Origin of the sequence: Halorubrum aethiopicum, from assembly GCF_001542905.1 — an archaeon.
Lineage (GTDB): Archaea > Halobacteriota > Halobacteria > Halobacteriales > Haloferacaceae > Halorubrum > Halorubrum aethiopicum.
This window is the reverse complement of the sequence record NZ_LOAJ01000001.1, coordinates 1,981,255-2,003,130: the sequence shown is the minus strand read 5'-3', so window position 1 is coordinate 2,003,130 and position 21,876 is coordinate 1,981,255. Positions and strand designations below refer to the sequence as shown.

Genomic DNA, 21,876 nt, shown 5'->3' with positions numbered 1-21,876 from the left:
CGGGATCGGTATAAATACCACCACGACGACCGCGGTGGGTACCACTAAGTCGCACCCCTCCCTATAGATCCCCGATGGAACGGACGGTCGCGATCACCGGGGCAACGAGCGGGATCGGGCGGGCGGTCGCGGAGGCGTTCGTCGACGCGGGCGCGTTCGTCGCCGTCTCCGGCCGCGACGGCGCGGCCGTCGACCGGACGGTCGCCGAGTTGAACGGGGAGACGAGCCGGGACGGAGCGACCGCCTCCGACGACGCCGTCGGGGTCGGCGACGAGGCGGCGGCCGACGCCGGTCCCTCCGACCCCGACCCCGCCGGCACCGCGTGGGGCGCTCGCGTCGACGTCCGCGACGAGTTCGACCTCGAGCGCTTCTTCGAGCGCGTCGCCCGCGAGGCCGGCCCCGTCGACGTCGTCCTCGCCAACGCGGCCGTCTTCCACGGCGCGCCGGGCGAGTCGCCGACCGACGAGGTCGGCTACCGCGAGTTCGACGACGCGGTTCGGACGAACGCCCGCGGCGTGTTCGCCACGGTACGCGAGGCGATCCCGCACCTCGCCGACGACGCGCGCGTCCTCGTCCCCTCCGGGTCGGTCGCCCACGAGTCCAAGGCCGGAATGGGCGCGTACGCCGTCTCGAAGGCCGCCGCCGAGGCGGTCGCTCGCGGCTTCGCCGCCGACCTCGACGCGACGGTCGGCGTCGTCGACCCGGGGCTCGTCGCCACCGACCTCACGGGCATGGAGCGCGCCCGCGACCCCGACAGCGTCGCGCCGCTCTTCGTCTGGGCCGCGACCGACGCGCCGGCCGAGGACGTCGACGGCGAGCGCGTCGGGCTCCGCGAGTGGAAGAAGGCGACGCGGTAGGTCCGCTGCCCGCGTCTGATGGGGAGTTCCGATCGGGTAGAGAGCCCCGCTCGCGTCGAGAATCAGACTCGCGACATGCGATCGTCGACGCCGACCGCCGGCGGGTCCGCGGCCGTCGCCGCCACCGCGTCCATGAACGCGGTTCGGTAGCTCGACGGTCCGGGCGGGTTCGTCTCGGCCGCGCGCTCGCCGGCCAGTCCGTACGCCGTCGTCGCGACCAGCGCCGCCTCCGTCGTCGTCCCGACGGGCGCGTCGCTCCCGCGGGACGTCGCCGCGACCGTCCCGAGCGTGCTCGCGAGCATACATCCCGAGCCGACGAACGAGCCCATTCGCTCGTGGCCGACCGCGAGTTCGTACGCGCTCCCGTCCGCGTCGGCGACGACGTCCGTCGGTCCGGACGCCACGACGACGGCGCCGGTTTCGGCCGCGAGCGCGGTCGCGGCGTCCGCGACGCCCGACGCCTCGCCCACGGACTCGACGCCCCTGACCGTCGCTTCCTCCCCAGCGAGCCCGCGGACTTCCCCGGCGTTCCCCTTGATGACGTCGAACGCGACCGCGTCGAGCAGTCGACCGACGGACTCGACGCGGTGTGGGGTCGCGCCGTACCCGACCGGGTCGAGAACCACCGGAACGTCCGCCTCGTTCGCCCGCCGACCGGCGTCGATCATCGCGTCGACGTCGGCCCGATCGGCCGTGCCGGTGTTCACCACGACCGCGTCCGCGCCGGCGGCCATGTCGCCCGCTTCGGCCGGCGCGTCGGCCATCACCGGGAGTCCGCCCCAGTGAAGGGTGACGTTCGCCGTCTCGCTCGTCGTCACGTCGTTCGTGAGGTGATGGACGAGCGGCGCCGTCTCGCCGACCGCGGACAGCGTCCGGCGGAGGGAGTCGGCGTCGAGGGCGGTAGCCGGGTCCTGCTCATCGGGCATCGGAGACCACCTCCCGGAGCGACTCGGTCGCGGCCTGCGGGTCCTCGGCGGCCGTGATCGCCGAGACGACCGCCACGCCGGCCGCGCCGGCCTCGACGACGCTCGCCGCGTTCCCCGCGTCGATCCCGCCGATCCCGACCGCGGGCACGTCGACCGCGTCGGCGACCGCGGCGATCCGCTCGGTCCCGATCCCGTCGCGGTCGCCGGAGACGTCCTTCGAGTCCGTTCCGTAGACGGCCCCGACGCCGAGGTAGTCCGCGCCCGCGTCGACCGCCGCCGTCGCCTCCGCGACGGTCGACGCCGAGACGCCGACGATCGCGTCGGAACCCAACCGCTCGCGGGCGACCTCGACCGGTAGATCGGACTGTCCCAGGTGGACGCCGTCGGCGTCGACCGCCGCCGCGAGGTCGACGCGGTCGTTGACTATCAGGGGAACGTCCGCGTTCGCGGTCAGCTCGCGGAGGCGGCGGCCGAGGTGGTAGCGACTCCGCGCGTCGGTCCCCTTCTCGCGGAGCTGGACGACGTCGATCCCGCCGGCCAGCGCGTCGGCGACGATCGTCGGCGTCTCCCTGCCCGCCGAGTGCTCCGCCCCCGTCACGAGATACGTTCGCCACGACGACGGATCCGAGCGTGTATTCATCGGTTGTACGTTTCGGTGGTCGCCCAAAACGATTGCGGGAAGCCGACGGGAGGAAGGTGCCGCCGGGAACGGAACGGGATGGGGGTGAGGGGAACGGAACGGAACGGAACAGAACGGGGACCGAGGGCGAAACCGACCGGAGAACGCGGGACCGAGACGGAGGGAGCGGGGACCGAGACGGAGGGAGCGGGGACCGAGACGGAGGGAGCGGGGACCGAGACGGAGGGAGCGGGGACCGAGACGGAGGGGGCGGGGACCGAGACGGAGGGGGCGGGGACCGAGGTTCGGACGACGCTACTCGCCGTCCGCGACGTCCTCGATGACCTCGACGCTGCCGGTGAGCTGCCGGTGGACGTACGGCATGTCGATGCCGGCCTCGTCGAACGCCTCCTTCACCGCGGTGACGTACTCCGAGCGCACTCGGACGAAGTCGCCGCGGTCGGGCTCGTCGATCCACCAGCGCGACTGGAGCCCCACGGCGGAGTCGCCGAGCTCGACCACGCGAACCGACGGGGCGGGGTCGTCGAGTATCTCCGCGTGCGCCTCGGCCTTCTCGACGATGATGTCCGTCGCCTGGGCGATGTCGTCGTCGTAGCCGATGCCGAAGACGAACTTCTGGCGGAGCGTCTCGTAGGCCACGGGGTTCGTGACGGCGTTGTTCGCCAGGTCCCCGTTCGGGACCGTGACCCGCTCGTTGTCGAAGGTGCGGACCCGCGAGACGCGCAGGTCGATGTCCTCGACGCGGCCCGCGTTGCCGTCCCACTCGATCCAGTCCCCGACCTCGAACGGCTTGTCCTTCAGGATGAAGACGCCGGCGACGAAGTTCCCCAGCAGGTCCTGTGCGGCGAACCCGACCGCGAGCGCGATCGCGCCGCCGAAGACGGCGAACGCCGAGAGGAACGCCCCGTACCCCGCGAGCGTGAACCCGATCGCGACCGCCGCCACCCAGACGACCGCGTTCGCGACGCTCGAGCCCAGGCTCTTCACCGCCTCGTCCAGCCCTCGGGACTCGATCGTTCGCTCCACGCCCGGCACGAAGAGGACCTTCCCGAGCAACAACACCGCGACGAAGCCGGCGACGAACAGGAACGCGGTGAACAGGAACCCCGCGATCGCCGCCGCGATCCCCGACAATCCGAACTGAAGTGGTACCATCGTCCACCCATTCGGATGGGTATTTAAAGAAGCTACTGGCAGCGCAGTTGTTTATCGCCGCCGGATCGGGATCCGCCATCGCGGTCGCTCGCGGCGACTCCTCCTCAGTCGCCGCGCGCCGGTCGCGGGTCGAGCGGCCCGTCGTCGCGGGCGACCGCCCGGAACCGCCGGCCGTGGACGTCGTCGGCGCGGATCCGGTCCGCGACCGCGGGCGGGATCCACGCGTCGCGGTTCTCCGGGGCGGGTGCCGGTTCGACGCCGGGAGGCCGAACGCCCTCGGGAAGGTACCTGGCGTACGTCGGGAGTCGCTCGCGGAGCGGAATCTCTCCCGCGTCGGCGACCGCCCGGAGTCCGTCGAGATCGGGCCACGCGTACTGCGGGTTGACGTAGTCGTCGGTGACGGGGGAGACGCCGCCGAGGTCGTCGATCCCGCAGTCGACGAGGTCGGCCGCGGGCGAGAGGTTCGGCGGCACTTGGACGGACACCTCGGGGGGTAACGCGGCCCGCGCCATCGCGACGACCCGCCGCATCGTCTCCAGATCCGGCTTCGCGAAGTCCGACCGCTCGTTGGGGACGACGTTCTGGACGATGACCTCCTGGACGTGGCCGTGCCGCTCGTGGAGCGCCCGGATCGCGAGCAGGCTCTCCGCGCGGTCCCGCCACCCCTCGCCGATCCCCACGAGGATCCCGGTCGTGAACGGGACGCCCTGCCGACCCGCCGCCCGGATCGTGTTCAGCCGCTGACCCGGCGTCTTCCGTCGACCCCCGCTGTGAGCGTCGACGTCGGCGGTCGTCTCCAGCATCACGCCCATCGACGCGTTCACCTCCCGCAGGTCACGGAACGTCTCCTCGGTGAGGTCGCCGGGGTTCGAGTGCGGGAGGAGCCCCTCCTCCAAGGCGATCTCGCAGGCCCGGTGGAGGTAGTCGTGGATCGAGTCGAACCCCCACTCGTCGAGCGTCTCGTGGATCGCCGTGTAGCGGTCGTCCGGCTCGTCGCCGAAGGTGAAAAGCGCCTCCGTACAGCCCGCGTCCGCGCCGACCCGGCACCGCTCGCGCACCTCCTCGGGCGAGAGCAGCGACGCCTCGCCCGGCACGTCGTAGTAGGTACAGTACGTACAGGTGTACCGGCAGGCGGTCGTCAGCGGCACGAAGACGTTCCGGGCGAAGGTGAGCCGGTCCGCGGCGTCGACGTCGGCGGGGCCGATCGAGAGCAGCCGCTCGACCGCCCGATCGTCGACGTCGACGTCGATCCCGTACCCGTCCGCTCCGGCGAACACGACCGTCACTCGCGGTCGGCGTTCAAAAAGGATCGCGGTTGCGGATCCCTCGAAGATACCGGATTCGGTTACGGGTGGTCGGCGTAGTCCGACGCTTACGCTTCGCCGGCACCGTCGAGATTCGCCGGCGGCGATCGTGTGGTTCAGCTCTTATACTGGAGCCCGACCTCGAACCGGTCGTTCCGCAGCCACACGCTTGCGGCTCCGACGGGGACGACGTACGCCAGCAGTACGATGGTGTCCCCGTACGGGAGGGCCGCCGTCGACTCGACGTCGAGCAGGAGGATCAAGGTGACCCCGAGCGCGGCGGTGACCGGCGCGACGACGTACAGCGCGATAACGATCAGTCGGCCTATCGGACGTAGCGCGAGTCCGATCGCGTCCGCCGGCGACCGGTCTCGGTACGACTCGCCCGCGATACACTGTCGCCAGACGCGCGCCAGCTGGGAGCCGCAGACGGCGAGTACCGTGACGCCGATCGACGTCGAACGCAGCGACGAGAGCGTCCAATCGAAGAGCGACAGCGCTATCGCGGCGAAGAAACAGAGGAAGAACCCGCCCCTGAACAGTTCGCTCGCGACCAGTCGGACGTTCCTCCCGTACAGCGGCGGGAGGAACGGAGCTATCTCGATCGGGGTCGGCTCCTCCCGCCACTTCTCGGCTTCGCCGTCCTCGATCGGCCGTGCCGCGAAGAGTGCCGCGGTCCCGAACAGGACGAGGGTGACCGCAACGTCGACCAGGTAGACGAGCACGATCTCGCCGAGGTTCCAGCGAAAGAACACGATCCCGACGACGAGAAACAGGTGCGTGACGAGGACGGAGAGGTCGTCCCGTGCGACCCCGAACGCGTCCGACGACGTCCCTTCGACACTCTCCGGCATGTCTTCCGGCGTGTGGAAGGGCCGTCGCTCACTTGTCGGTATCGGCCGAGCGGCGGCGAGCGCGTGGACACTCACTCCCGAACGACCGTCACGCGACCGCCGGACGCGTCGAGCGCGAAGCCGGCCTCTCGGAGCCACGTCGCCGCGCGACCCTCGCCGTGGATCAGCACCTCCGCGAGGTCGCCGGGCTCGTCGACGTCGGTACCGAGCCGGTGGGAGTCGACCGCGGCGAGCTCCGCGCCGATATCGGCCGCGATCCGCCGGTGGTCGAGGTACGACGCGCCGTGGTAGTCCACCCGGAACTCCGGGTGGGAAGCGACGAGGGCGTTCGTGCCGCCGCCGCGGCCCGGGGCGATCGCGACGTCGGCCTCGCGGCCGGCCGCGAACAGCCGGTCGAGCGTCTCGGGGGTCGCGAGCGCGAGATCGGCCATCACGACCGCGAGCGGGCCGACTTCCTCGCCCGGTCGACGCTCCTCGAGGACGGCGTTGACCGCCTCGGTGAGCGGTCGGTCGTCGACGACGACCGGCGGATCGAGAGGGACCGTCGGCTCGTCGGTCGGGTCGAACGCGTCCGTGGCGAGGAGTCGCGGGTCGCCGCCGGCGTCGACTACCGCCGTCAGCACGTCGGCGAGCATCGCCCGCGCGAACGCGGCCCGCTCGGAGGGAGAGAGGGCGTCCGCGAGCCGCGATTTCGGTCGGTCGGCGGAGAAGGGGACGAGGACCTCCATCCGGCCGCGCCTAGAACAGCGACTCGAGCTCGTCGCCGTCGTCGCTGACGAGGTTGTCGAGGTTCTCGTCGCTCTCCTCGCGGATCTCGTCGAGGTTGTCCTGCGCCTCGATGGCGACCTCCTGGAGCTCCTTGATCCGCGGGACGTTCGTGACGCCCGCGAGCAAGATTACGGTCGCGACGAAGCCTGCGCCGCGGTACGGGTAGTCGCCGCCGCGGACCTCCATCGAGCCGGTCTGCTCTTCGAGCCACTTGCGGCCGCGCTCGATGCCCTTCCGGTTGAGGTACTCCGGCGGGCCCGCGAGCACGAGCAGCGCCCGCTCCGCGCCCTCGATCTCACAGGGGAGCGTGAGCCGGCCGAGCGCCGCCTTGCGGACGAGGCTCGTGATCCGGTTGGTGGTGTGTGCGCTGTCGAGCTCGTCGCCGCCGTCGTCCTTTCGGAGCCGCGAGAGCAGGCCGCCGGAGCTGCGCTCCTCGACCTCCTCCTCGGCGTAGCCGACCGTGGAGACGCCGCCGCCCGAGAGCGTGTTGATGATCTCCGAGGAGTCGACGACGCTTTCCGCGACCTCCTGGCCCTGCTGGATCTCGCCCGCCCCGAAGAGGATCCCGAAGCGCCGGACGATCTCCTCGTTGATCTCCTCGTAGCCGCCCTGGACGGACTCGCCCGTCTTCCGCCAGGCGTCGTTGTCGAACACCATCAGGTTGTCCACCTCGCGGACGAACGTCTGGAACGACCGTGCCGCGTTCAGGGTGTAGATGCCACCCTCGTCGCTCCCCGGCAACACGCCGAGCCCGTAGACGGGCTCCGTGTAGATCCGCTTGAGGTGTTTCGCGAGCACCGGCGCGCCCCCCGAGCCGGTGCCGCCGCCGAGCCCCGCCACGACGAGGAACGCGTCCACCTCGTGGACCGGGATCGAGTCGATCGCGCCCTGTACCTCGTCGATGTCCTCCTCGGCGATCTCCGCGCCGAGCTCGTTGTCCGCGCCGACGCCGTGCCCCTTCACCCGGGACTGCCCGATGAGCACGCGCTGGCTCTCGGGGACGTGTTCGAGCCCCATGAGGTCGGCCTTGGCCGTGTTCACCGCCGCGGCGGCGCGCACGATCTCCGAACCCGTCCGTTTGTCGTACTCCAGGAACTTGTCGACGACTTTCCCACCCGCCTGTCCGAATCCGATCATTGCCAGTTTCATGTTGAACTCCCTCCGTCTTTGAAACGACCAGAGTGGGATCTGGACCATAAGGCTTCTGATGGCGTTACCAGTCCTGAGATCCACACGGGTCGTCGGTTCCCGAACGTCCCCGCCGGGTCGGGCGATCCCCGTGAGATCGCCGCGGCGGCGGTCTCGACGCTCGGGGAGGGGATCGCGGTCATTCGACCCCCAGATACGCCGCGAGCGTGGTCATCTCCGAGGCGTCGACGCCGAACGCGCCCACGTCGTTGTCGGCGGTCGTGTTGTCGAACTTCAACGACCGGTACTGGTCGCTCCCCATCGGGAACCCCGGAACCGCACCCAACACCGCAAGCCCGAGTCGCGCCACCGGCATCGGCAGCGGGACGATCGTGACTCCCTTGCGCTCGGCCTCGTAGACGAGGTCCGTCACCTCCCGGAGCGTCAGCGTCTCGGGGCCGCCCACCTCGTACACCTCCCCGACGTGCTCGTCGGACTCCAGGGCGGCCGCGAGCATCGGGACGAGGTCCTCGACGTGGATCGGCTGGAACCGCGTCTTGCCGCCGCCGGGAAGCGGGTACAGCGGGACGCCCGGCGCGAACATCCCCTTGAGCCGCTTCGTGAACGAGACGAACTCGCCGCCCTCGCCGAAGACGACCGAGGGCCGGAACACCGTCCACTCGAGGTCGCTCTCCCGGACGATCTCCTCCGCCTCTCCCTTCGCCCGGATGTAGGCGGTGTCGCCGTCGGGGTCGGCCCCGAGCGCGCTCATCTGAAGGAACCGGTCGGCACCCGCCTCCTCGGCCGCCCGGACGAGGTTCTCCGTCCCGGCACGGTGGACCCGGTCGTGCATCACGTTGCCGCCCTTCGGCTCGAAGAGCGGCGAGAGCGCGACCAGGTTCACCACCGCGTCGTGACCCTCGACCGCGGGCGCGATGGAGTCGTACGCCGTGACGTCGCCGACGGCGGAGTCGACCCCCTCAGGGATCTCCGCTGGCGACCGCGACATCGCGGTCACCTCGTGGCCGTCCTCGGCGAGCGCGCGACAGAGGTACGACCCGATGAAACCGGTTCCGCCGGCTACCAGGACCTTCATATCCTCCCGATTGGCGAGGAACGAACGTAAACCTACCGCGGCGTCAGACGCCCGGACGACACGTGTCAACGAGGAGCATGATACGCGGTGCGACGGAAACGTGGTCGCGAGGGTGACGCGGGGAGGCGAGTCCGATCACGCCACGCCCGATCGAGCCCGGTCTCACCCCGTCATCGAGCCCGATCTCACGTCCAGCGGTCGAGCCCGGTCTGGACCTGCGACTCCCGGATGCGCTCGAACCCGCGGGCGACCTCGTCGGCGTCGACCCCCCACTCGTCGACGACGTACGCCCGCGCGGCCTCGACGTCCGGTTCGATCGCCGGATCGAAGTCGGCGTCCGAGACGGGCGGGTCGAGGAGGAACTCGCGGACCGCCTCGGCGTTCGGGATCGAGGCGTCGCGCGCCTCGAGGACGGCCCACAGGTCGCCATGTTCGCGCACCGCCGACACCGCCGTCTTCGGCCCGATCCCGCGGACGCCCTCGTTGAAGTCGGTGCCACACAGCATGGCGACGTCGACGAGCCCCTCGCGGTCGAGTTCCAGGTCCGCGAGCGTCGCCTCCAGGTCCATCAGCTCCGGGTCGCCCTTGCTCGTCAGCTGCCGGAGCGTCGTCGGCGCGCCGAACAGCAGGGTGTCGTAGTCCTCGCTGCCGGCGTGGTCGACGCTCCCCGTCGCGGCCATGTGGGCGCACTGCGCCTCCCCCTCGGCGGGGGCCTCGACGACCGGCACGTCGAGCAGCGCGAACAGCTCCCGGGTCGTCTCCTGGATCGTGTCGGTGAGCCGCTGGGTCCGCGCGGAGAGGCGGGCGGCCTCGACGGCGTCGCCGCGCTCGGCCGCGGCCGCCTGCCGCTTTTCGGCGCGCTCACGTTTCTCCCGGCGGTCGGCCACCTCGTCGGCCTTCATCTCGGTCACCTCGCCGTCGAACACCATCACCGGCGTCAGGTCGTGTTCGAAGAACTTCGGGAGCCCCTGGACGACCCCGATCAGGTTGGCGACCTCGGTCCCGTCGGGGGTCGTGTAGGCGGCGTCGTTCGTCCACTTCACCGTCGTCGTGAGGTAGCGGTACAGCCAGTTGTGCGCGTCGACGGCGACGACGCTCCCCTCCAGTTCCTCGAAGGCGACCTCCCGTATCGACGCGAGGTCGCGTAGGTCCGCGTTTCCCATTGTCCCTCCGAACGCCGCCCGGCGTATTAAACGGTCGAGACCGGCGTCGAGGACGGGGCCCGCCGCCCGCCGACCGATCTCCGTTCACGGCTTCCGACCGGTCACGTGGGTGTAGATGGCGAACCCGCCGGAACCGTCGTCGTACACCGCGTTCTGGAGGAGGAACTCTCGGTCACCCTCCGCCGTGCGGCGCACGACCTCCACCGATTCGAGGCCGCCGCCGGCCTGGACGCGCCGGTTGATCCGCGAGGCCCCCTCCTCTCCGCCCGGCGGAACGATGTAGGCGTCGAGGGAGTCGTCGACGATCTCGGACGCCTCGTAGCCGAACACCTCCTCGAAGGCGGGGTTGACGCGTCTGACGATCGGCTCGTCGTCCTCGTACTCGACCTCGACGGTCGGCTGGGTGAGCCGCTCGAACAGGAGCTGAAACCGCCGGCGCTCCTCCCGCAGTCGGCGCTCGGCGCGGGCCTGGTCGACCGCGTTACTCACGCGGTTGGCCAGGACGGCGTACTGGTGGGTGCCGGACTGCTTTCGGAGGTAGTCGGTCACGCCGGCCGAGATGGCTTCGCTCGCGACCTCCTCGCTGCCCTTGCCCGTGTAGAGGACGAACGGCAGGTCCGGATGCTCCTCCCGGACCGCCCGGAGGAACTCGATCCCGTTCATCCCCGGCATCTCGTAGTCCGAGACGACGCAGTCGGGCGGGTCGTCCTCGATCAGGTCCAGTCCCCGTTCGGGACTCGTCACCGTCTCGACGGCGAACCGGTCGTTCCTGCGCTCGAGATACGTCGCCGTCAGATCCGCGAACTCCGGGTCGTCGTCGACACACAGGACCCGGATCGGGTTCGGCATGGGATAGCATGGAATAACGAGCAATTATGTGTTGTGGTGATTCCCCCGCCGAATCGAACGGCGATCGAACCGCGGCGTCGGCGACCGAACCGGCTACGTCGAACTCGCCGGGGCCAGCTCCGCCGCCTTCGCACGCGCGCGTGAGACGATGGACGGTTTGGCCTCGAAGGCGAGCGTGACGTGTTCGTCCGCGTACGTCTCCTCGTCGACGTGCGCGTGGTCGTGGACCCACGAGACGAGGCTCATCGCGTCGTCGGAGACGGGCAACATCAGGCGCTCGCGCTCCCACTCCGGGAGCTCCGCCTCCACCCGGTCGCGAAGCTCCGCGACGCCCGCACCCGTCCGCGCCGAGACGGCGACCGGGTCCGGCGCGAGCCCGGAGAGCGCGGCGCGCTTGTCCGCCAGCTCGCCGGGCTCGAGCCGGTCGATCTTGTTGAAGACGGTGACGATGGGGGCCTCGTTGCGCTCGTAGAGCGTGTCGTGGCTCGTCACGAGCTTCTCGCGCATCTCCGGGACCGGCTCGCTCGCGTCCACGACGAGCAACACCAGGTCCGCGCGGTACACCGAGTCCAGCGTCGACTCGAACGACTCGACGAGCCAGTGAGGGAGGTCCGCGATGAACCCGACCGTGTCCGTCAAGAGGACGTCCCGCTTCTCCATCTCCGCCCGCCGGGTGGTCGTGCCGAGCGTGGTGAACAGCATGTCCTCGGACTCGGCGGTCCGCGCCAAGTCCGGGTGGCGGTCCTCGTTCTCGTCGACGTCGAGCTCGGCGGCCAGCTGGCGCATCAGCGTCGACTTGCCCGCGTTGGTGTAGCCCGCGAGCGCGACGAGGTCGAACCCGGAATCGCGGCGCTGCTCGCGGCGGGCCTGCTCCTTCTCCGCGATCGACTCCAGCTCGTCGCGGATCTCGGAGATCTGGCGTTTGATGTCGCGCTCGACGCTCTCGTCGTACTCGCCGAGCCCCATGAATCCGGGGCGCTCGTCGCGTTTCGCCAGGCTGGCTTTGGCCTCGGCGCGCGGAAGCTCGTACCGCAGCTCCGCCAGCTCGACCTGGAGCTGCGCCTTCCGCGTGTTGGCGCGCTGGCCGAAGATCTCGAGGATGAGCGTGAAGCGGTCGATCACCTCGACGCCCTCGGGCAGTTTCCCGCCGATGTTGAACGTCTGGTAGGGTCCCACGTCGTTGTCGATCACGACGCAGTCGGCGTCGCGCTCGCGGACGAGGTCGCGGAGCTCCGCGACCTTCCCCTCCCCGAACATGAACGCGGCGTCCTCGGTGCGGGTCTGTGTGAGTCCGCCGACGACCTCGTAGCCCGCGGCCTCCGCGAGCCGGGATATCTCGGTCAGGTCGGCGTCGCCGGCGTCGACGCGCTTCGCGACGATCGCCCGGCGGTCGCCCGGCTCCCCGCCTCCGGCTCCTCGATCCGCTCGGTCCGTCGGGCTCGGCCGATCGGGGTCCCCCGTCACAGGAGCAGCCCCCGAGCGGCGTACGCAGCGTGGTGTGCGGCCTGCACTGTTTCGCGTTCGCCTATGCTCTCGACGTATTTAAACTCGGGCTGGAAGCTCAACCCGATCCGCTCCGCGGGTTCCTCGTAGAACTCGCCGTGCTCGGAGACGATCGGGCACGCCGGCGGCTCGGGGAGGTTCCCCACCGCCCGGGCGACGAGTTCGACGGTCGCCTCCAGGGTCGGTCCCTCGCGCGCGCTGGCGAACCCGATCCCCTCGATCGAGCGGATCCGGCTGGAGTCGATCGCGGCGTGGACCGCGGCCGCGACCATCAGGTACTCGCCGTCCTCCTCGTGGCGGCCGCTGATGTCGACGCCGACGACCTCAGGGACGGGTGCCGTCCACCTCGGTTGCGTGCGTTCCGGCCGCGAGCGCTCGAACCATACCGCGGCGTAGGTCCCCCCTCGGCTTGAAGTTCCCGACCGGATCGTTCCTTCAGCTCGAACCGCGCCGCCACCTGAACCGTGCCGTCCGCCCGAACCGCGCCGCCCGCCCGAGTTATGTGTCCCCGGACGCGTGGTGACACGTATGTCGAAGTCGTGGCTGTACGCGTGGGGGCTGGCGTCGGTCGCCTTCGGGGGCGCGTCGCTCGTCGTTCCGCTGTACGTCGTCGAACTCGGCGGGTCGGCGGCCACGCTCGGCACCCTCGCCGCGGTCGCGGCGGCGGTCGGGGTTCCGGGCGCGCTCGTCTTCGGTCGGCTCGCCGACCGAACGGGACGGCGACGGGGGTTCGTGCTCGCCGCGCTCGCGCTCCTCGCGGCGACGCTCGGGCTCCTCCCCGCCCTCGAGTCGATTCCGGCCGTGATCGCCGCCAACGGCGTCGTCTGGTTCGCCTCCGCGTCCGCGACGCCCGTCGTCACCCTGCTCGCGGTCGCCGGCGCGCCCGAACCCGAGTGGAGCGCGCGGATCGGCGAGCTGAACGAGTACCAGGGGATCGGCTGGGCGCTCGGGCTGCTCCTCGGTGCGGTGTGGACCGGGGTCGCGGCCCGCCTCGGCGGCGGGAGCGGCGTGGACGGGCTCATCCTCGCGCTGGCCGCCGTCGCGGGCGTCGGCCTCCTCGCCTCGGTCCGGTGGCTCCCGCCCGACGCCGAGTCGGCGGACGTGTCGCCCCGGCGGCTCCGACGCGCGCTCCGGCAGGCGAATCGCTTCAGCGTCCGGGCGGCGACGTTCCCGTTCGCCGTCGGTCGCGCGGACTTCCGGCGGCTCCACCCGGAACGGATCGCCGACCGCTTCACCCCGACGCTCGCGCTCTACTTCGGCGCGCTTTCGCTGTGTTTCACCGGCTTCGCCGCCTTCTTCGCGCCGCTGCCGGCGTACCTCACGGACGTCGGCGTCGGGTCGGACGGGGTGTTCGGTCTCTACCTGGTCAGCAGCGTCGCCTCGGCGGCGTTCTTCGAGCGGGTCGGGGAGCTCTCCGGACGGCGCGACCCGATGTCGATACAGGTCGTGGGGCTCACGGCGCGGGGGATCGCGTTCCCGCTCGTCGCCGTCGTCGGGGTTGCGCTCGGGGTCTCGACGCTCGGCTATCTCGGGATGGGGGCCGTGTTCGGACTCGTCGGACTCACCTGGGCCGTGATCGCGGTCACCGCCGGAACGCTCGTGACCCGGCTCGCGCCGCTCTCCGTTCGCGGCGAGGCGCTCGGCGTGTACGCCGCGTTGAGCGCGCTCGCCGGAGCCGCAGGCAGCGTGATCGGCGGCCGACTCGCCGCCGCGAGCTACGAACTGGGCTTCGCGGCCTCCGGCGCGCTGGTGCTCGTCGGCGCGGTCCTCGTCCACCTGCTCGGGCGACGGGTGCGCCGGAACGCCGACTCCGCGACGACCGAATCGACCGCGGCGGCCGCGACCGACCCGGCCGAGGAGTCGCCGACCGAGAGTCCGCCGACGGAATCCGGGGCGACCGAGACGCCGACGGGCGACGAGTGAGTTCGGGCGATCTCCGCCCGGACGGGCCCCTGAGCCCCGCTACCGCGCCAGCGGCATGTTGTAGCTCGTCTCCTCCGCCATGACGACCTCCCAGGTGTCCTCACAGGCACACGAGACCTGATCGAAGACGCTCGGGTCCTGGCGTTTGTCGAAGTCCTTGATCGCGGTCTGGACCCGGTCGTCGCACTCGCCGCAGTTGTGCGCGCCGCGGTCGGAGCCGTGGCCGACCGGGTCGGAGACGACGATGGCGTCGACATCGGCGGTCTCCTCGAGCACGTGCGCGACCGTCCAGAGCCACGGCGGGCGGTAGCCGCCCTCGAAGAACAGCTCGTCGACCATGGTGTACCGCTGGACGTTGGTCGGGTTCATCGAGACGGTGTGACAGCCCTCGACGGCGGCACACCGGCGGATCGAGTCGACCATGTCCGCGGCGGCCTCGGGCTCCGCGAGGAACGGCGGCTTCAGGAGGAGATACGCCTTGACGCCCACGTCGGCGTCGAAGGCGTCGTCCGCGGCGGCCGCCTCGGCGCAGGCGTCCTCGAAGTCCGCGAAGTCGAAATACTTGTTGACGCAGTCGCGCCGGACGCGGTCGGTCGCGGTCTCGAGCCCGACCGCCACGTCGGTCGCGATCCCGTGGTCGGCGAAGTCGCCGATCTTCTCCCGACTCACGAAGTCCGGCAGCGACTCGACGACGATCCGGTCGCGGTCGGCGAACGTCTCCGCGATCGCCCGCCTCGTCTCCGCCGGGACCTCGCGCTCGTCGAGGAAGGAGCCGGAAGTGTAGATCTTGATCAGCTCGGCGGGCTCCGCGGCGTTCTCGCGCTCGTGTTCCAAGCAGGCCTCGATCTGGGTGATCAGGTCCTCGTGGCTCACGCTGCCGCCCTCGACGGACTCGGCGACGTAGCCGCACATCGTACAGCCGCCGGCGCGGGCCCAGCGGCAGCCGCCGGTGTTTAAGATGATCGTGAGCGAGTTCACCACCCCGTCGGGGGTGTTGTCCTCGTCGATCCAGACCCTGGTCGGCTCCGTCGGGTCGTACGTCTCCGAGCGCTCGGCGCGGATGTCGCGCATGACCGCGTTGTGCGCGTCCATGCCGCGCCCCTGCTCGTAGGCCTCGGGGCTCGGTTGGCTCATTGGCGGGGGAAGCGGCCGAGCGCGTAAAGCCGTGTCGTCACGTCGGAAGGGTGACGCTCACGCCGGCGGGTCGGCGATCACGTCGGGAGGTTCACGAGCATGATCCCGAGCGCGAACGCGAGGAAGGTGACCGACGCGACGACCGCGTACCAGCCCACGCCGACCGCGAGCGCGACGCGGCCACCGACGCCGGCGGACGAGTCGGGCGTCCAGACCCCACGGTCGGGGAGAAACCGCAGGCAGGCGACCGCCGCCGCGCCGGGAACGAGGACGTTCGCGGCGATCACGCCCGCGACGATCCCGGCCGCCTCGCCGCCCGTGACGGAGCCGGTGCCGGCGACGAGGAGGGCCACGACGAAGTACGAGAGGACCTGAACCACGACCACGACCGCCCCGACGACGAGGTAGTTCGCGAGGAGGGTGCGCGTCGGCCAGACGAACAGCGCGCGGAGCCGTTCGACGGCCAGGAGCGGCGACCAGGCGAACAACACGACGGCGGCGAACGCGGAGAGGACGGTCAGCTGGGTGGGGACCATGGCCGGGACTTCTCTCTGCCCGTCACAAATATTCTCTCCATCGGCGTCCCTGGATCCGCCTCATCGACGCTCGGCGGCCCCGACCGCGCCGCGCGCGGACCGCACCGCGACGGCGACGACGCCCGCCGCCGCCCCGACCGCGTTGACGAGCGAGTCCCGCCACGCGAACGTCCGCCACGGGACCGCGGTCTGGAGGAGTTCGACGCCGAAACCGACCGCGACGGCGAGCGTGGCCGCGAGGAGCAGCCCGCGGCCGTCGCGACCCGTCGCGCGCGCCGACAGCGCCGCGAGGACCGCGTAGCCGACGAGGTGGAACGGGTCGGTGAGGCCGACGACGCCCGCGACGCCGCCGCTCCCGCCGGCTCCGAGACCACCGCCGCCCCCGCCTCCGGGAACCGGGACGACCGACGCGACGACCACGAGCGCGGCGAACGAGACCGCCGGCCGCCACCGGTCCCACGCGGTGCGTTCCGGCGGATCGTCGGAGACCGGGTCGCTCGTGGGGGAACGAGGAGCGTTCACGGAGGCGTGGTTCCCCGCCCGGGCGGTTACGTGCTTCGGTGGACCCGTCCGTCGCTCGGCGGTCGGTCGGTCAGCGATCGTTCGCGGGTGGGATCGCGCGCCGCTCCGCGCCGGCGACTCGCGTGCGGGCGTAACCGGTTTCGGTTTCCGTCTCACGTGAAGGCCTAACACGCTCTGGACCGTATATAACGAAAGAGCATTACATGACCGAAATGGGCGGCTACAGAGACCGAGTTGCACAGGTCGATCTCACCGACGGAGCGGTCGAGTACCGCGGGATCGACGACGAGGACGCCGAGAAGTACATCGGCGCGCGCGGGCTGGGCGTCAAGTACGTCTTCGACGCCGGCCCCGACGTCGACCCGATGGGCCCGGAGAACCGGCTGGCGTTCATGACCGGGCCGCTGACGGGCACCCAGACCGTGATGAGCGGCCGGATCGCCTTGGTGACGAAGTCCCCGCTGACGGGGACCGTCACCGACTCGCATCACGGCGGCTGGTCGGGCGCGCGGCTCAAGTGGGCCGGGCTCGACGGCATCCTGCTCGACGGCGCGAGCGACGACCCCGTCTACCTCGTCGTCGAGGACGGCGACGTGGAGATCCGCGACGCCTCCCACGTCTGGGGGAAAGGCGTCCACGACACCATCGACGAGCTCGGCGAGGAGGTCGAGGGGTCGGTCGGCAAGAACCTCTCGGTGATGGCGATCGGGCAGGCCGGCGAGAACGGCGTCCGGTACGCCTGCGTGATGAACGAGGACGACCGCGCCTCGGGCCGCGGCGGCACCGGCGCGGTGATGGGCTCGAAGGGAGTGAAGGCGGTCGTCGTGAAGAGCGGCACGGACATGCCGAAGCCGGCCGATCCCGAGACGTTCAAGGAGGGGTACCAGCAGGCGATGGAGGTCATCCGGGAGTCGGACGTCACCGCGCCCAACGAGGGCGGGCTCTCGATGTACGGCACCAACGTCCTGATGAACGCGACCGAGGAGATGGACGGACTCCCCACCAAGAACGCGAAGTACACCTCCACGGAGTCGTACAACGGCACCGAGGGGATCGACGTCGACGCCGAGCGCGTCTCCGGCGAGAACGTCCGCGAGAACATCCTCGTCGACGAGCCGACGTGTCACTCCTGTCCCGTGGCGTGTAAGAAGGAGGTCGAGGTCCAGCTCCACCACAAGGGCCAGGACATGAACGTCCGCACGGAGTCGTACGAGTACGAGTCCGCGTGGGCGCTCGGCCCGAACTCGGGACACACCGACCGCGACGAGATCGCCCTGATGCTCGAGCGGTGTAACGACGTGGGCGTCGACACCATCGAGGTCGGCAACACGATGGCGATGGCGATGGAGATGACCGAGGAGGGCAAACTCGACGTCGGCATCGACTGGGGCGACTCCGAGCGGATGATCGACCTCATCGACGAGATCGGCAACCGCTCGACCGAACTCGGCGACCTCCTCGCGGAGGGCCCCGATCGGATCGGCGAGCGCAAGGACGCCCACGACAACAAGCTCTCGGTCAAGGGCCAGAGCATCGCGGCGTACGACCCGCGCTGTATGAAGGGGATGGCGATCGCGTTCGCCACCTCGAACCGCGGTGCGTGTCACCTCCGCGGGTACACGCCCGCGGCGGAGATCCTCGGGATCCCGGAGAAGGTCGATCCCTACGAGTGGGAGGGCAAAGGCGAGCTCACCGCCACCTTCCAGGACCTCCACGCGATCTCCGACTCCTTCGACATCTGCAAGTTCAACGCGTTCGCGGAGGGGATAGAGGAGTACGTCCTCCAGTACAGCGGCATGACCGGCCGCGACGTGACGGAGGACGACCTGTTCGAGGCGGGCGAGCGGATCTACAACCTCGAACGGTACTTCAACAACCTCGCGGGCTTCGACGGCGAGGACGACAGCCTCCCCGGCCGGTTCGTGGAGGGCCACCCCGACGCGATCCCCGGCCAGGGCGCGAGCGAGGGCGAACTCGCCGAACTGGACCTGATGAAGGAGGAGTACTACGAGCACCGCGGCTGGGTCGACGGCGTCGTCCCCGACGAGAAGCTCGACGAGCTCGGGATCGACATCGGCCCCGGAACGGGCGTCTCCGCCGGCGACTCGGCGGCACCCGCCGACGACTGATCCGACGAGCGATCCGGCGACCGCCGCGCGACGGATCACCCGCCTTCAGTTTTTAAGTAGCCGGCCGCGGTAGCCGCCGGCATGGTCCACGATCCGCTCTCTCCCTCCGAGGCGTTGCGCACTCGAGTCGGGGCGACCCTCGCCGCCCTGGGTCTCCTCGTGCTCGTGTACGGCGTCCTGATCGTCGCGGAACTGCTCCTCGCCGTCCTGGTCGCCGGATCCCTGACGGCGGGCGCGTACCTCTCGTACCGGACGTTCGCCGTCCTCGATGCCGTCGCCGACGCCGCCCAGCGGGTCGCCGACGCGAAGGAGCGCGAGTCGGATCGATCCGCCGACCGCGACGCGTCGAGCGGGACGGAGCCGAACCGTCTCACGGAGCGCGAGCGGTAGCCGCCCTCGGCGGGACGGTTTATATTCGATCGCGGCGAACTCGGCGGTATGACCGGACGCGCCGTCGCGACAGTGGGAACCGCGCTGACGACGTTTCTCGTCGTCGCCGCGCTCCTCACCGAACTGCTCTCCGCCAGGATCGCCTTCTCGGCGCTCGTCGGACTTCCCGTCGGCGTCGTCGCCGGCGCGGTCGCGGGCGTGGTGACGTGGGTCCGCCTCTGGGATCGTCACGGCCTGCGTCCCGTTCTCCTCGGCTGCTCCGCGGTCGGCTACGCGCTGCTCGCCGCGGCCGCGGTGTCGTATTCCATGCCGCCGGCTCGTCCGTTCGTGAGCGCGGAGAGCGCGGTCGGGGTCGCGGTCGTCTGCGGCGTCGCCGTCCTCCTCCTCGCACGGCGGTATCCCGAGCGGTTCTCGGCGTGAGCGGATCCGGGATCGGGGCAGTTCACGCGAGGACGACGAACCGGAGCAGCCACAGCGCGCCCATGCCGGCCGCGATGGTCGCGAACACGTTCTCCGTCCGCCACGCGACCGCGCCGGCGACGACCCCGGCGAGCAGGCGCTCGTCGAGAAGCGTCGCGGCGACCGAGGGTCCCACCGTCACCAGATCGGGGAGGACGAGCGCCGCCAGCACCGCGGGCGGGACGTACCGCAACGGTCGCCTGACGCGCGCCGGGACCTCGTCGATCCGGCCGAACAGGTGAATAAACGAGAGCCGGATCCCGTAGGTGAGCGTCCCGATCACGAGGATGGCCGCCCAGACGCGCGGGTCGCTGACGACCGCGCCGAGCCCGCCCGTCACGACGCCGTCACCTCCGTCACCATCCCGGCGGCGATCCCGAATAGGGCGCCGACCAGCAGGCCGAGGTTGAGCGGGAGCCCGGCGGCGACGACCGCGACCGAGCCGCCGACGGCCCCCGCGACCGTCGTCGGTCGGTCCTTCATCGCGGGGACCAGGAGCGCGAGGAACACGAGCGGCACGGCGAAGGTGAGCCCCCACGCGTCGGGGACGCCCGCGCCGACGACGACGCCGACGACCGTCCCGATCTGCCAGACGACCCACAGCGACGCCGCCGCCCCGAGGTAGTAGCGCCAGCGGCTGCGGTCGTCGTTCCGCTCGTACTCGGCGATCGAGAGCGCGTACGCCTGGTCGGTGAGCAGGTACGCGAGCCCGGCCCGCGTCCGACGGGCGTAGTCGGCGAAGTACGGCGCGATCGACGCGGAGTACATCATCATCCGGAGGTTGATCACGACCGCCGTGCCGATCACGACCGCGAGCGGCGCGTTCGACCCGAGGAGGTCGATCGCGGCGAGCTGGGACGCGCCCGCGAACACGATCACCGAGAGGCCGACCGCCTCCGCGAGCGTGAGCCCGGCGTCGACGGCGGCGATCCCGGCGACGAGCGCGAACGGGACGATCCCAAGCATGAGCGGCGTCACGTCGCGCACGCCGGCGGCCAGGTCCTCGTGGATCACGTCCCCGTCCGTCCGGGTCATTCGCGGGGGTAGGCCGGCTCGTCGTGTTTGGCGGCGAGGTAGTCGGCGTGTTCCAGCTTCGTCGTCGCCTTCCGAACGGTCCCTAGGAGCGAGTGGACCTCCCGCTCGGTCGGGTGCGCGCGGCCGAGCAGCCGACGCAACAACAGTTCGTTCTTCTCACGGCGGTGCTCGCGCTGGCCCGTCGCCGCGAGGAAGTCGCCGAAGAGGTCGTGGAGCCGCTCCACGTCCTCCTCCGGCGCGCGGGTGACCGCGGTGTCGGGAAGCTGCGTCTCCTCGACGGTGAGGTCGCGGAGCTCGTAGAGGAGCACCGTCGCCGCCTGCCCGAGGTTGAGCACGGGGTAGTCGTCGGCGGCGGGGATCGAACACACCTCGTCGAGCCGCGAGAGCTCCTCGTTGTTGAGCCCGCGGCCCTCGCGGCCGAAGACGATCGCGGTCGGCGCGTCGACGGTCGCGAGCGACTCCCGCAACTCCTCGGGCGTCTTGAACGGCCAGCGCTCGTGGCGTCGGTCGTCCTCGCCCGTGATCGCGGTGGTGCCGACGGTGTGGTAGTTCTCGACGACCTCCTCGAAGGTCACCTCGTCGGCGTTCGGCAGCACGTCCTCGCGGGCGTGGCCGGCGAAGCCGTACGCCTCGCCGTCCTCGTCGAGTTCGGGGGGATCGACCAGCTTGAGGTCGGAGAGCCCGAAGTTCTTCATCGCCCGCGCGATGGTGCCGACGTTGCCCGGCGTCTCGGGTTCGACGACGACCACGACCGGCTTCCGGCGGGTCGAGCTCTCGTCGGGAGCTCCCTCCCCTCCCGCGTCGTTCGCGTCTTTCGCGTCGTTCGCGTCTCCCTCGCTCATCGGTTCGATGGGTACTCCGTCGAGAGGTCGACGTCGGAGTCGGCCAAGTCCTCCTCGCTGAGGCGGTCGTCCTCGGCGTCCGCGTCCTCGTCGTCGGACGTCTCGCCGGCGAGCGCTCGGATGTCGATCCGCTCGCCCTCGAAGTTCTGCTCGAGGCGCTTCTGGACCTCGTGTTGGTCCGGGAGGTCGGGGAGCCCCTCGGGGTCCTCCTCGACGTGTTCGACCGACGCGTAGCCGTCGGGAGCCTCGTTGCCGGCGGCGACCCACTCGTGGAACTGGTCGCCGAACTCCTGGCTGCCCTTGTGGTCGCTGCCGCCGGCCTCGCGGAACCAGTAGATGAAGTCGGGCTCGTGGTCGGGACAGAGCAGCACCTCCCCGCCCGGCTCGCCGTAGACGATCTCCGCCTCCTTGCTGCGGTGGACCTCCTCCTCGCCGTACTCGAGATAACAGACGTCACACGGCTCCTCGACGAGCCCGACGAGCCGCACGAGCCGCTCTCTCGGCTCCTCGGGGATCTCCTCGAGGGGCTTCAACTCCCCGTCCTCGGAGATGATCACCTCCTCGTCGAACCGCCAACCGCGGAGGCCGATGCTCACTTTCGCCATGTCCGCGGCTTGTCGCGGCGCGGATAAAAGCGCGTCCTTCCGGGCCCGCGGTTCCGGT

Annotated in this window: 24 protein-coding genes; 5 read left to right on the top strand and 19 right to left on the bottom strand. The window is 70.8% G+C overall.

From position 1 onward, the window contains the following. Positions 1 to 74: 74 nt before the first annotated feature. Positions 75 to 857 (top strand): SDR family oxidoreductase, encoded by a 783-nt coding sequence (locus AXA68_RS09465; RefSeq protein WP_066415808.1) that lies wholly within the window; start codon positions 75 to 77, stop codon positions 855 to 857. A gap of 62 nt (positions 858 to 919) precedes the next feature. On the opposite strand, the gene thiM is transcribed toward AXA68_RS09465, so the two are convergent. From thiM to AXA68_RS09405, 12 genes are all read right to left on the bottom strand, one after another. Further along, on the bottom strand, positions 920 to 1,783 hold the full coding sequence (gene thiM / locus AXA68_RS09460) for a hydroxyethylthiazole kinase (protein ID WP_066415806.1): 864 nt from the start codon (positions 1,781 to 1,783) through the stop codon (positions 920 to 922). Then, positions 1,773 to 2,423: a thiamine phosphate synthase gene (thiE, locus tag AXA68_RS09455; protein WP_066415804.1), complete on the bottom strand. Its 651-nt coding sequence runs from the start codon at positions 2,421 to 2,423 to the stop codon at positions 1,773 to 1,775. Before thiE ends, thiM begins: the two co-directional genes overlap by 11 nt. 294 nt (positions 2,424 to 2,717) lie before the next feature. After that, positions 2,718 to 3,578 (bottom strand): mechanosensitive ion channel family protein, encoded by an 861-nt coding sequence (locus tag AXA68_RS09450; RefSeq protein ID WP_066415801.1) that lies wholly within the window; start codon positions 3,576 to 3,578, stop codon positions 2,718 to 2,720. 104 nt (positions 3,579 to 3,682) lie between these two features. Next, a complete protein-coding gene (cofG, locus tag AXA68_RS09445) occupies positions 3,683 to 4,855 on the bottom strand; it encodes a 7,8-didemethyl-8-hydroxy-5-deazariboflavin synthase subunit CofG (protein ID WP_066418503.1) in 1,173 nt (390 codons plus the stop codon). Positions 4,856 to 4,998: 143 nt separating this feature from the next. Next, positions 4,999 to 5,736 (bottom strand): DUF6498-containing protein, encoded by a 738-nt coding sequence (locus AXA68_RS09440; protein WP_066415798.1) that lies wholly within the window; start codon positions 5,734 to 5,736, stop codon positions 4,999 to 5,001. Between the two features lie 71 nt (positions 5,737 to 5,807). Further along, the gene (cofC, locus tag AXA68_RS09435) at positions 5,808 to 6,464 is read right to left on the bottom strand and encodes a 2-phospho-L-lactate guanylyltransferase (RefSeq protein ID WP_066415796.1); all 657 of its coding nucleotides are present in this window, start codon (positions 6,462 to 6,464) and stop codon (positions 5,808 to 5,810) included. Positions 6,465 to 6,474: 10 nt separating this feature from the next. Continuing rightward, on the bottom strand, positions 6,475 to 7,653 hold the full coding sequence (locus tag AXA68_RS09430; RefSeq protein WP_198530047.1) for a tubulin/FtsZ family protein: 1,179 nt from the start codon (positions 7,651 to 7,653) through the stop codon (positions 6,475 to 6,477). Positions 7,654 to 7,831: 178 nt separating this feature from the next. Next, positions 7,832 to 8,728, bottom strand: a complete 897-nt coding sequence (locus tag AXA68_RS09425) for a complex I NDUFA9 subunit family protein (protein WP_066415790.1) — start codon at positions 8,726 to 8,728, stop codon at positions 7,832 to 7,834. Between the two features lie 185 nt (positions 8,729 to 8,913). Further along, positions 8,914 to 9,891, bottom strand: a complete 978-nt coding sequence (gene fen, locus AXA68_RS09420; RefSeq protein WP_066415787.1) for a flap endonuclease-1 — start codon at positions 9,889 to 9,891, stop codon at positions 8,914 to 8,916. A gap of 84 nt (positions 9,892 to 9,975) precedes the next feature. Then, complete coding sequence (locus AXA68_RS09415) at positions 9,976 to 10,740, bottom strand: response regulator (protein ID WP_066415784.1); 765 nt, start codon at positions 10,738 to 10,740, stop codon at positions 9,976 to 9,978. Between the two features lie 93 nt (positions 10,741 to 10,833). Beyond that, positions 10,834 to 12,120, bottom strand: coding sequence for a GTPase HflX (gene hflX, locus AXA68_RS09410; protein WP_066418500.1), 1,287 nt, complete (start codon positions 12,118 to 12,120; stop codon positions 10,834 to 10,836). A gap of 80 nt (positions 12,121 to 12,200) precedes the next feature. Next, positions 12,201 to 12,551 carry a DUF2209 family protein gene (locus tag AXA68_RS09405; RefSeq protein ID WP_080505296.1) on the bottom strand — a complete coding sequence of 117 codons (351 nt, stop codon included), beginning with the start codon at positions 12,549 to 12,551 and terminating at the stop codon, positions 12,201 to 12,203. Positions 12,552 to 12,771: 220 nt separating this feature from the next. Here AXA68_RS09405 and AXA68_RS09400 point away from each other — a divergent pair, with 220 nt between their 5' ends. Beyond that, entirely contained in the window at positions 12,772 to 14,166 is a 1,395-nt protein-coding gene (locus AXA68_RS09400) for an MFS transporter (RefSeq protein ID WP_232745096.1), read from the top strand. A 39-nt stretch (positions 14,167 to 14,205) separates the two neighbouring features. Here AXA68_RS09400 and AXA68_RS09395 read toward each other — a convergent pair whose 3' ends face one another. From AXA68_RS09395 to AXA68_RS09385, 3 genes are all read right to left on the bottom strand, one after another. Further along, the gene (locus tag AXA68_RS09395; RefSeq protein WP_066415778.1) at positions 14,206 to 15,300 is read right to left on the bottom strand and encodes an archaeosine biosynthesis radical SAM protein RaSEA; all 1,095 of its coding nucleotides are present in this window, start codon (positions 15,298 to 15,300) and stop codon (positions 14,206 to 14,208) included. Positions 15,301 to 15,377: 77 nt separating this feature from the next. Next, entirely contained in the window at positions 15,378 to 15,836 is a 459-nt protein-coding gene (locus AXA68_RS09390; protein WP_066415776.1) for a hypothetical protein, read from the bottom strand. Positions 15,837 to 15,896: 60 nt separating this feature from the next. Beyond that, the gene (locus tag AXA68_RS09385; RefSeq protein ID WP_066415768.1) at positions 15,897 to 16,358 is read right to left on the bottom strand and encodes a VanZ family protein; all 462 of its coding nucleotides are present in this window, start codon (positions 16,356 to 16,358) and stop codon (positions 15,897 to 15,899) included. Positions 16,359 to 16,561: 203 nt separating this feature from the next. On the opposite strand from AXA68_RS09385, the gene AXA68_RS09380 reads away from it, so the two are divergent. The 3 genes from AXA68_RS09380 (at position 16,562) to AXA68_RS09370 (ending at position 19,297) form a co-directional block, all read left to right on the top strand. Next, positions 16,562 to 18,487 (top strand): aldehyde ferredoxin oxidoreductase family protein, encoded by a 1,926-nt coding sequence (locus AXA68_RS09380; protein ID WP_066415765.1) that lies wholly within the window; start codon positions 16,562 to 16,564, stop codon positions 18,485 to 18,487. A gap of 81 nt (positions 18,488 to 18,568) precedes the next feature. Further along, on the top strand, positions 18,569 to 18,877 hold the full coding sequence (locus AXA68_RS09375) for a hypothetical protein (protein ID WP_066415758.1): 309 nt from the start codon (positions 18,569 to 18,571) through the stop codon (positions 18,875 to 18,877). Positions 18,878 to 18,925: 48 nt separating this feature from the next. After that, positions 18,926 to 19,297 carry a hypothetical protein gene (locus AXA68_RS09370; protein WP_066415755.1) on the top strand — a complete coding sequence of 124 codons (372 nt, stop codon included), beginning with the start codon at positions 18,926 to 18,928 and terminating at the stop codon, positions 19,295 to 19,297. Positions 19,298 to 19,319: 22 nt separating this feature from the next. Here the strand turns inward: AXA68_RS09370 and AXA68_RS09365 are convergent, their stop codons facing one another. Genes AXA68_RS09365 through AXA68_RS09350 form a run of 4 tightly spaced genes read right to left on the bottom strand, consistent with a single transcriptional unit; the run spans position 19,320 to position 21,818 of the window. Then, complete coding sequence (locus AXA68_RS09365) at positions 19,320 to 19,676, bottom strand: AzlD domain-containing protein (RefSeq protein WP_066415753.1); 357 nt, start codon at positions 19,674 to 19,676, stop codon at positions 19,320 to 19,322. After that, the gene (locus tag AXA68_RS09360) at positions 19,673 to 20,371 is read right to left on the bottom strand and encodes an AzlC family ABC transporter permease (RefSeq protein ID WP_066415750.1); all 699 of its coding nucleotides are present in this window, start codon (positions 20,369 to 20,371) and stop codon (positions 19,673 to 19,675) included. The genes AXA68_RS09365 and AXA68_RS09360 overlap by 4 nt, the downstream gene beginning before the upstream one ends. Then, positions 20,368 to 21,213 carry an RNA methyltransferase gene (locus AXA68_RS09355; RefSeq protein WP_066415748.1) on the bottom strand — a complete coding sequence of 282 codons (846 nt, stop codon included), beginning with the start codon at positions 21,211 to 21,213 and terminating at the stop codon, positions 20,368 to 20,370. Before AXA68_RS09355 ends, AXA68_RS09360 begins: the two co-directional genes overlap by 4 nt. Continuing rightward, a complete protein-coding gene (locus AXA68_RS09350; RefSeq protein WP_066415746.1) occupies positions 21,210 to 21,818 on the bottom strand; it encodes a hypothetical protein in 609 nt (202 codons plus the stop codon). The genes AXA68_RS09355 and AXA68_RS09350 overlap by 4 nt, the downstream gene beginning before the upstream one ends. Positions 21,819 to 21,876: the final 58 nt, after the last annotated feature.

Bases quoted from the DNA above. Each gene is read 5' to 3' on its own strand.
- AXA68_RS09465 (WP_066415808.1), top strand. From the start codon at position 75: ATGGAACGGACGGTCGCGATCACCGGGGCAACGAGCGGGATCGGGCGG.
- thiM (WP_066415806.1), bottom strand. From the start codon at position 1,783: ATGCCCGATGAGCAGGACCCGGCTACCGCCCTCGACGCCGACTCCCTC.
- thiE (WP_066415804.1), bottom strand. From the start codon at position 2,423: ATGAATACACGCTCGGATCCGTCGTCGTGGCGAACGTATCTCGTGACG.
- AXA68_RS09450 (WP_066415801.1), bottom strand. From the start codon at position 3,578: ATGGTACCACTTCAGTTCGGATTGTCGGGGATCGCGGCGGCGATCGCG.
- AXA68_RS09440 (WP_066415798.1), bottom strand. From the start codon at position 5,736: ATGCCGGAGAGTGTCGAAGGGACGTCGTCGGACGCGTTCGGGGTCGCA.
- cofC (WP_066415796.1), bottom strand. From the start codon at position 6,464: ATGGAGGTCCTCGTCCCCTTCTCCGCCGACCGACCGAAATCGCGGCTC.
- AXA68_RS09430 (WP_198530047.1), bottom strand. From the start codon at position 7,653: ATGAAACTGGCAATGATCGGATTCGGACAGGCGGGTGGGAAAGTCGTC.
- AXA68_RS09425 (WP_066415790.1), bottom strand. From the start codon at position 8,728: ATGAAGGTCCTGGTAGCCGGCGGAACCGGTTTCATCGGGTCGTACCTC.
- fen (WP_066415787.1), bottom strand. From the start codon at position 9,891: ATGGGAAACGCGGACCTACGCGACCTCGCGTCGATACGGGAGGTCGCC.
- AXA68_RS09415 (WP_066415784.1), bottom strand. From the start codon at position 10,740: ATGCCGAACCCGATCCGGGTCCTGTGTGTCGACGACGACCCGGAGTTC.
- AXA68_RS09400 (WP_232745096.1), top strand. From the start codon at position 12,772: ATGTCGAAGTCGTGGCTGTACGCGTGGGGGCTGGCGTCGGTCGCCTTC.
- AXA68_RS09395 (WP_066415778.1), bottom strand. From the start codon at position 15,300: ATGAGCCAACCGAGCCCCGAGGCCTACGAGCAGGGGCGCGGCATGGAC.
- AXA68_RS09390 (WP_066415776.1), bottom strand. From the start codon at position 15,836: ATGGTCCCCACCCAGCTGACCGTCCTCTCCGCGTTCGCCGCCGTCGTG.
- AXA68_RS09380 (WP_066415765.1), top strand. From the start codon at position 16,562: ATGACCGAAATGGGCGGCTACAGAGACCGAGTTGCACAGGTCGATCTC.
- AXA68_RS09375 (WP_066415758.1), top strand. From the start codon at position 18,569: ATGGTCCACGATCCGCTCTCTCCCTCCGAGGCGTTGCGCACTCGAGTC.
- AXA68_RS09370 (WP_066415755.1), top strand. From the start codon at position 18,926: ATGACCGGACGCGCCGTCGCGACAGTGGGAACCGCGCTGACGACGTTT.
- AXA68_RS09360 (WP_066415750.1), bottom strand. From the start codon at position 20,371: ATGACCCGGACGGACGGGGACGTGATCCACGAGGACCTGGCCGCCGGC.
- AXA68_RS09355 (WP_066415748.1), bottom strand. From the start codon at position 21,213: ATGAGCGAGGGAGACGCGAACGACGCGAAAGACGCGAACGACGCGGGA.
- AXA68_RS09350 (WP_066415746.1), bottom strand. From the start codon at position 21,818: ATGGCGAAAGTGAGCATCGGCCTCCGCGGTTGGCGGTTCGACGAGGAG.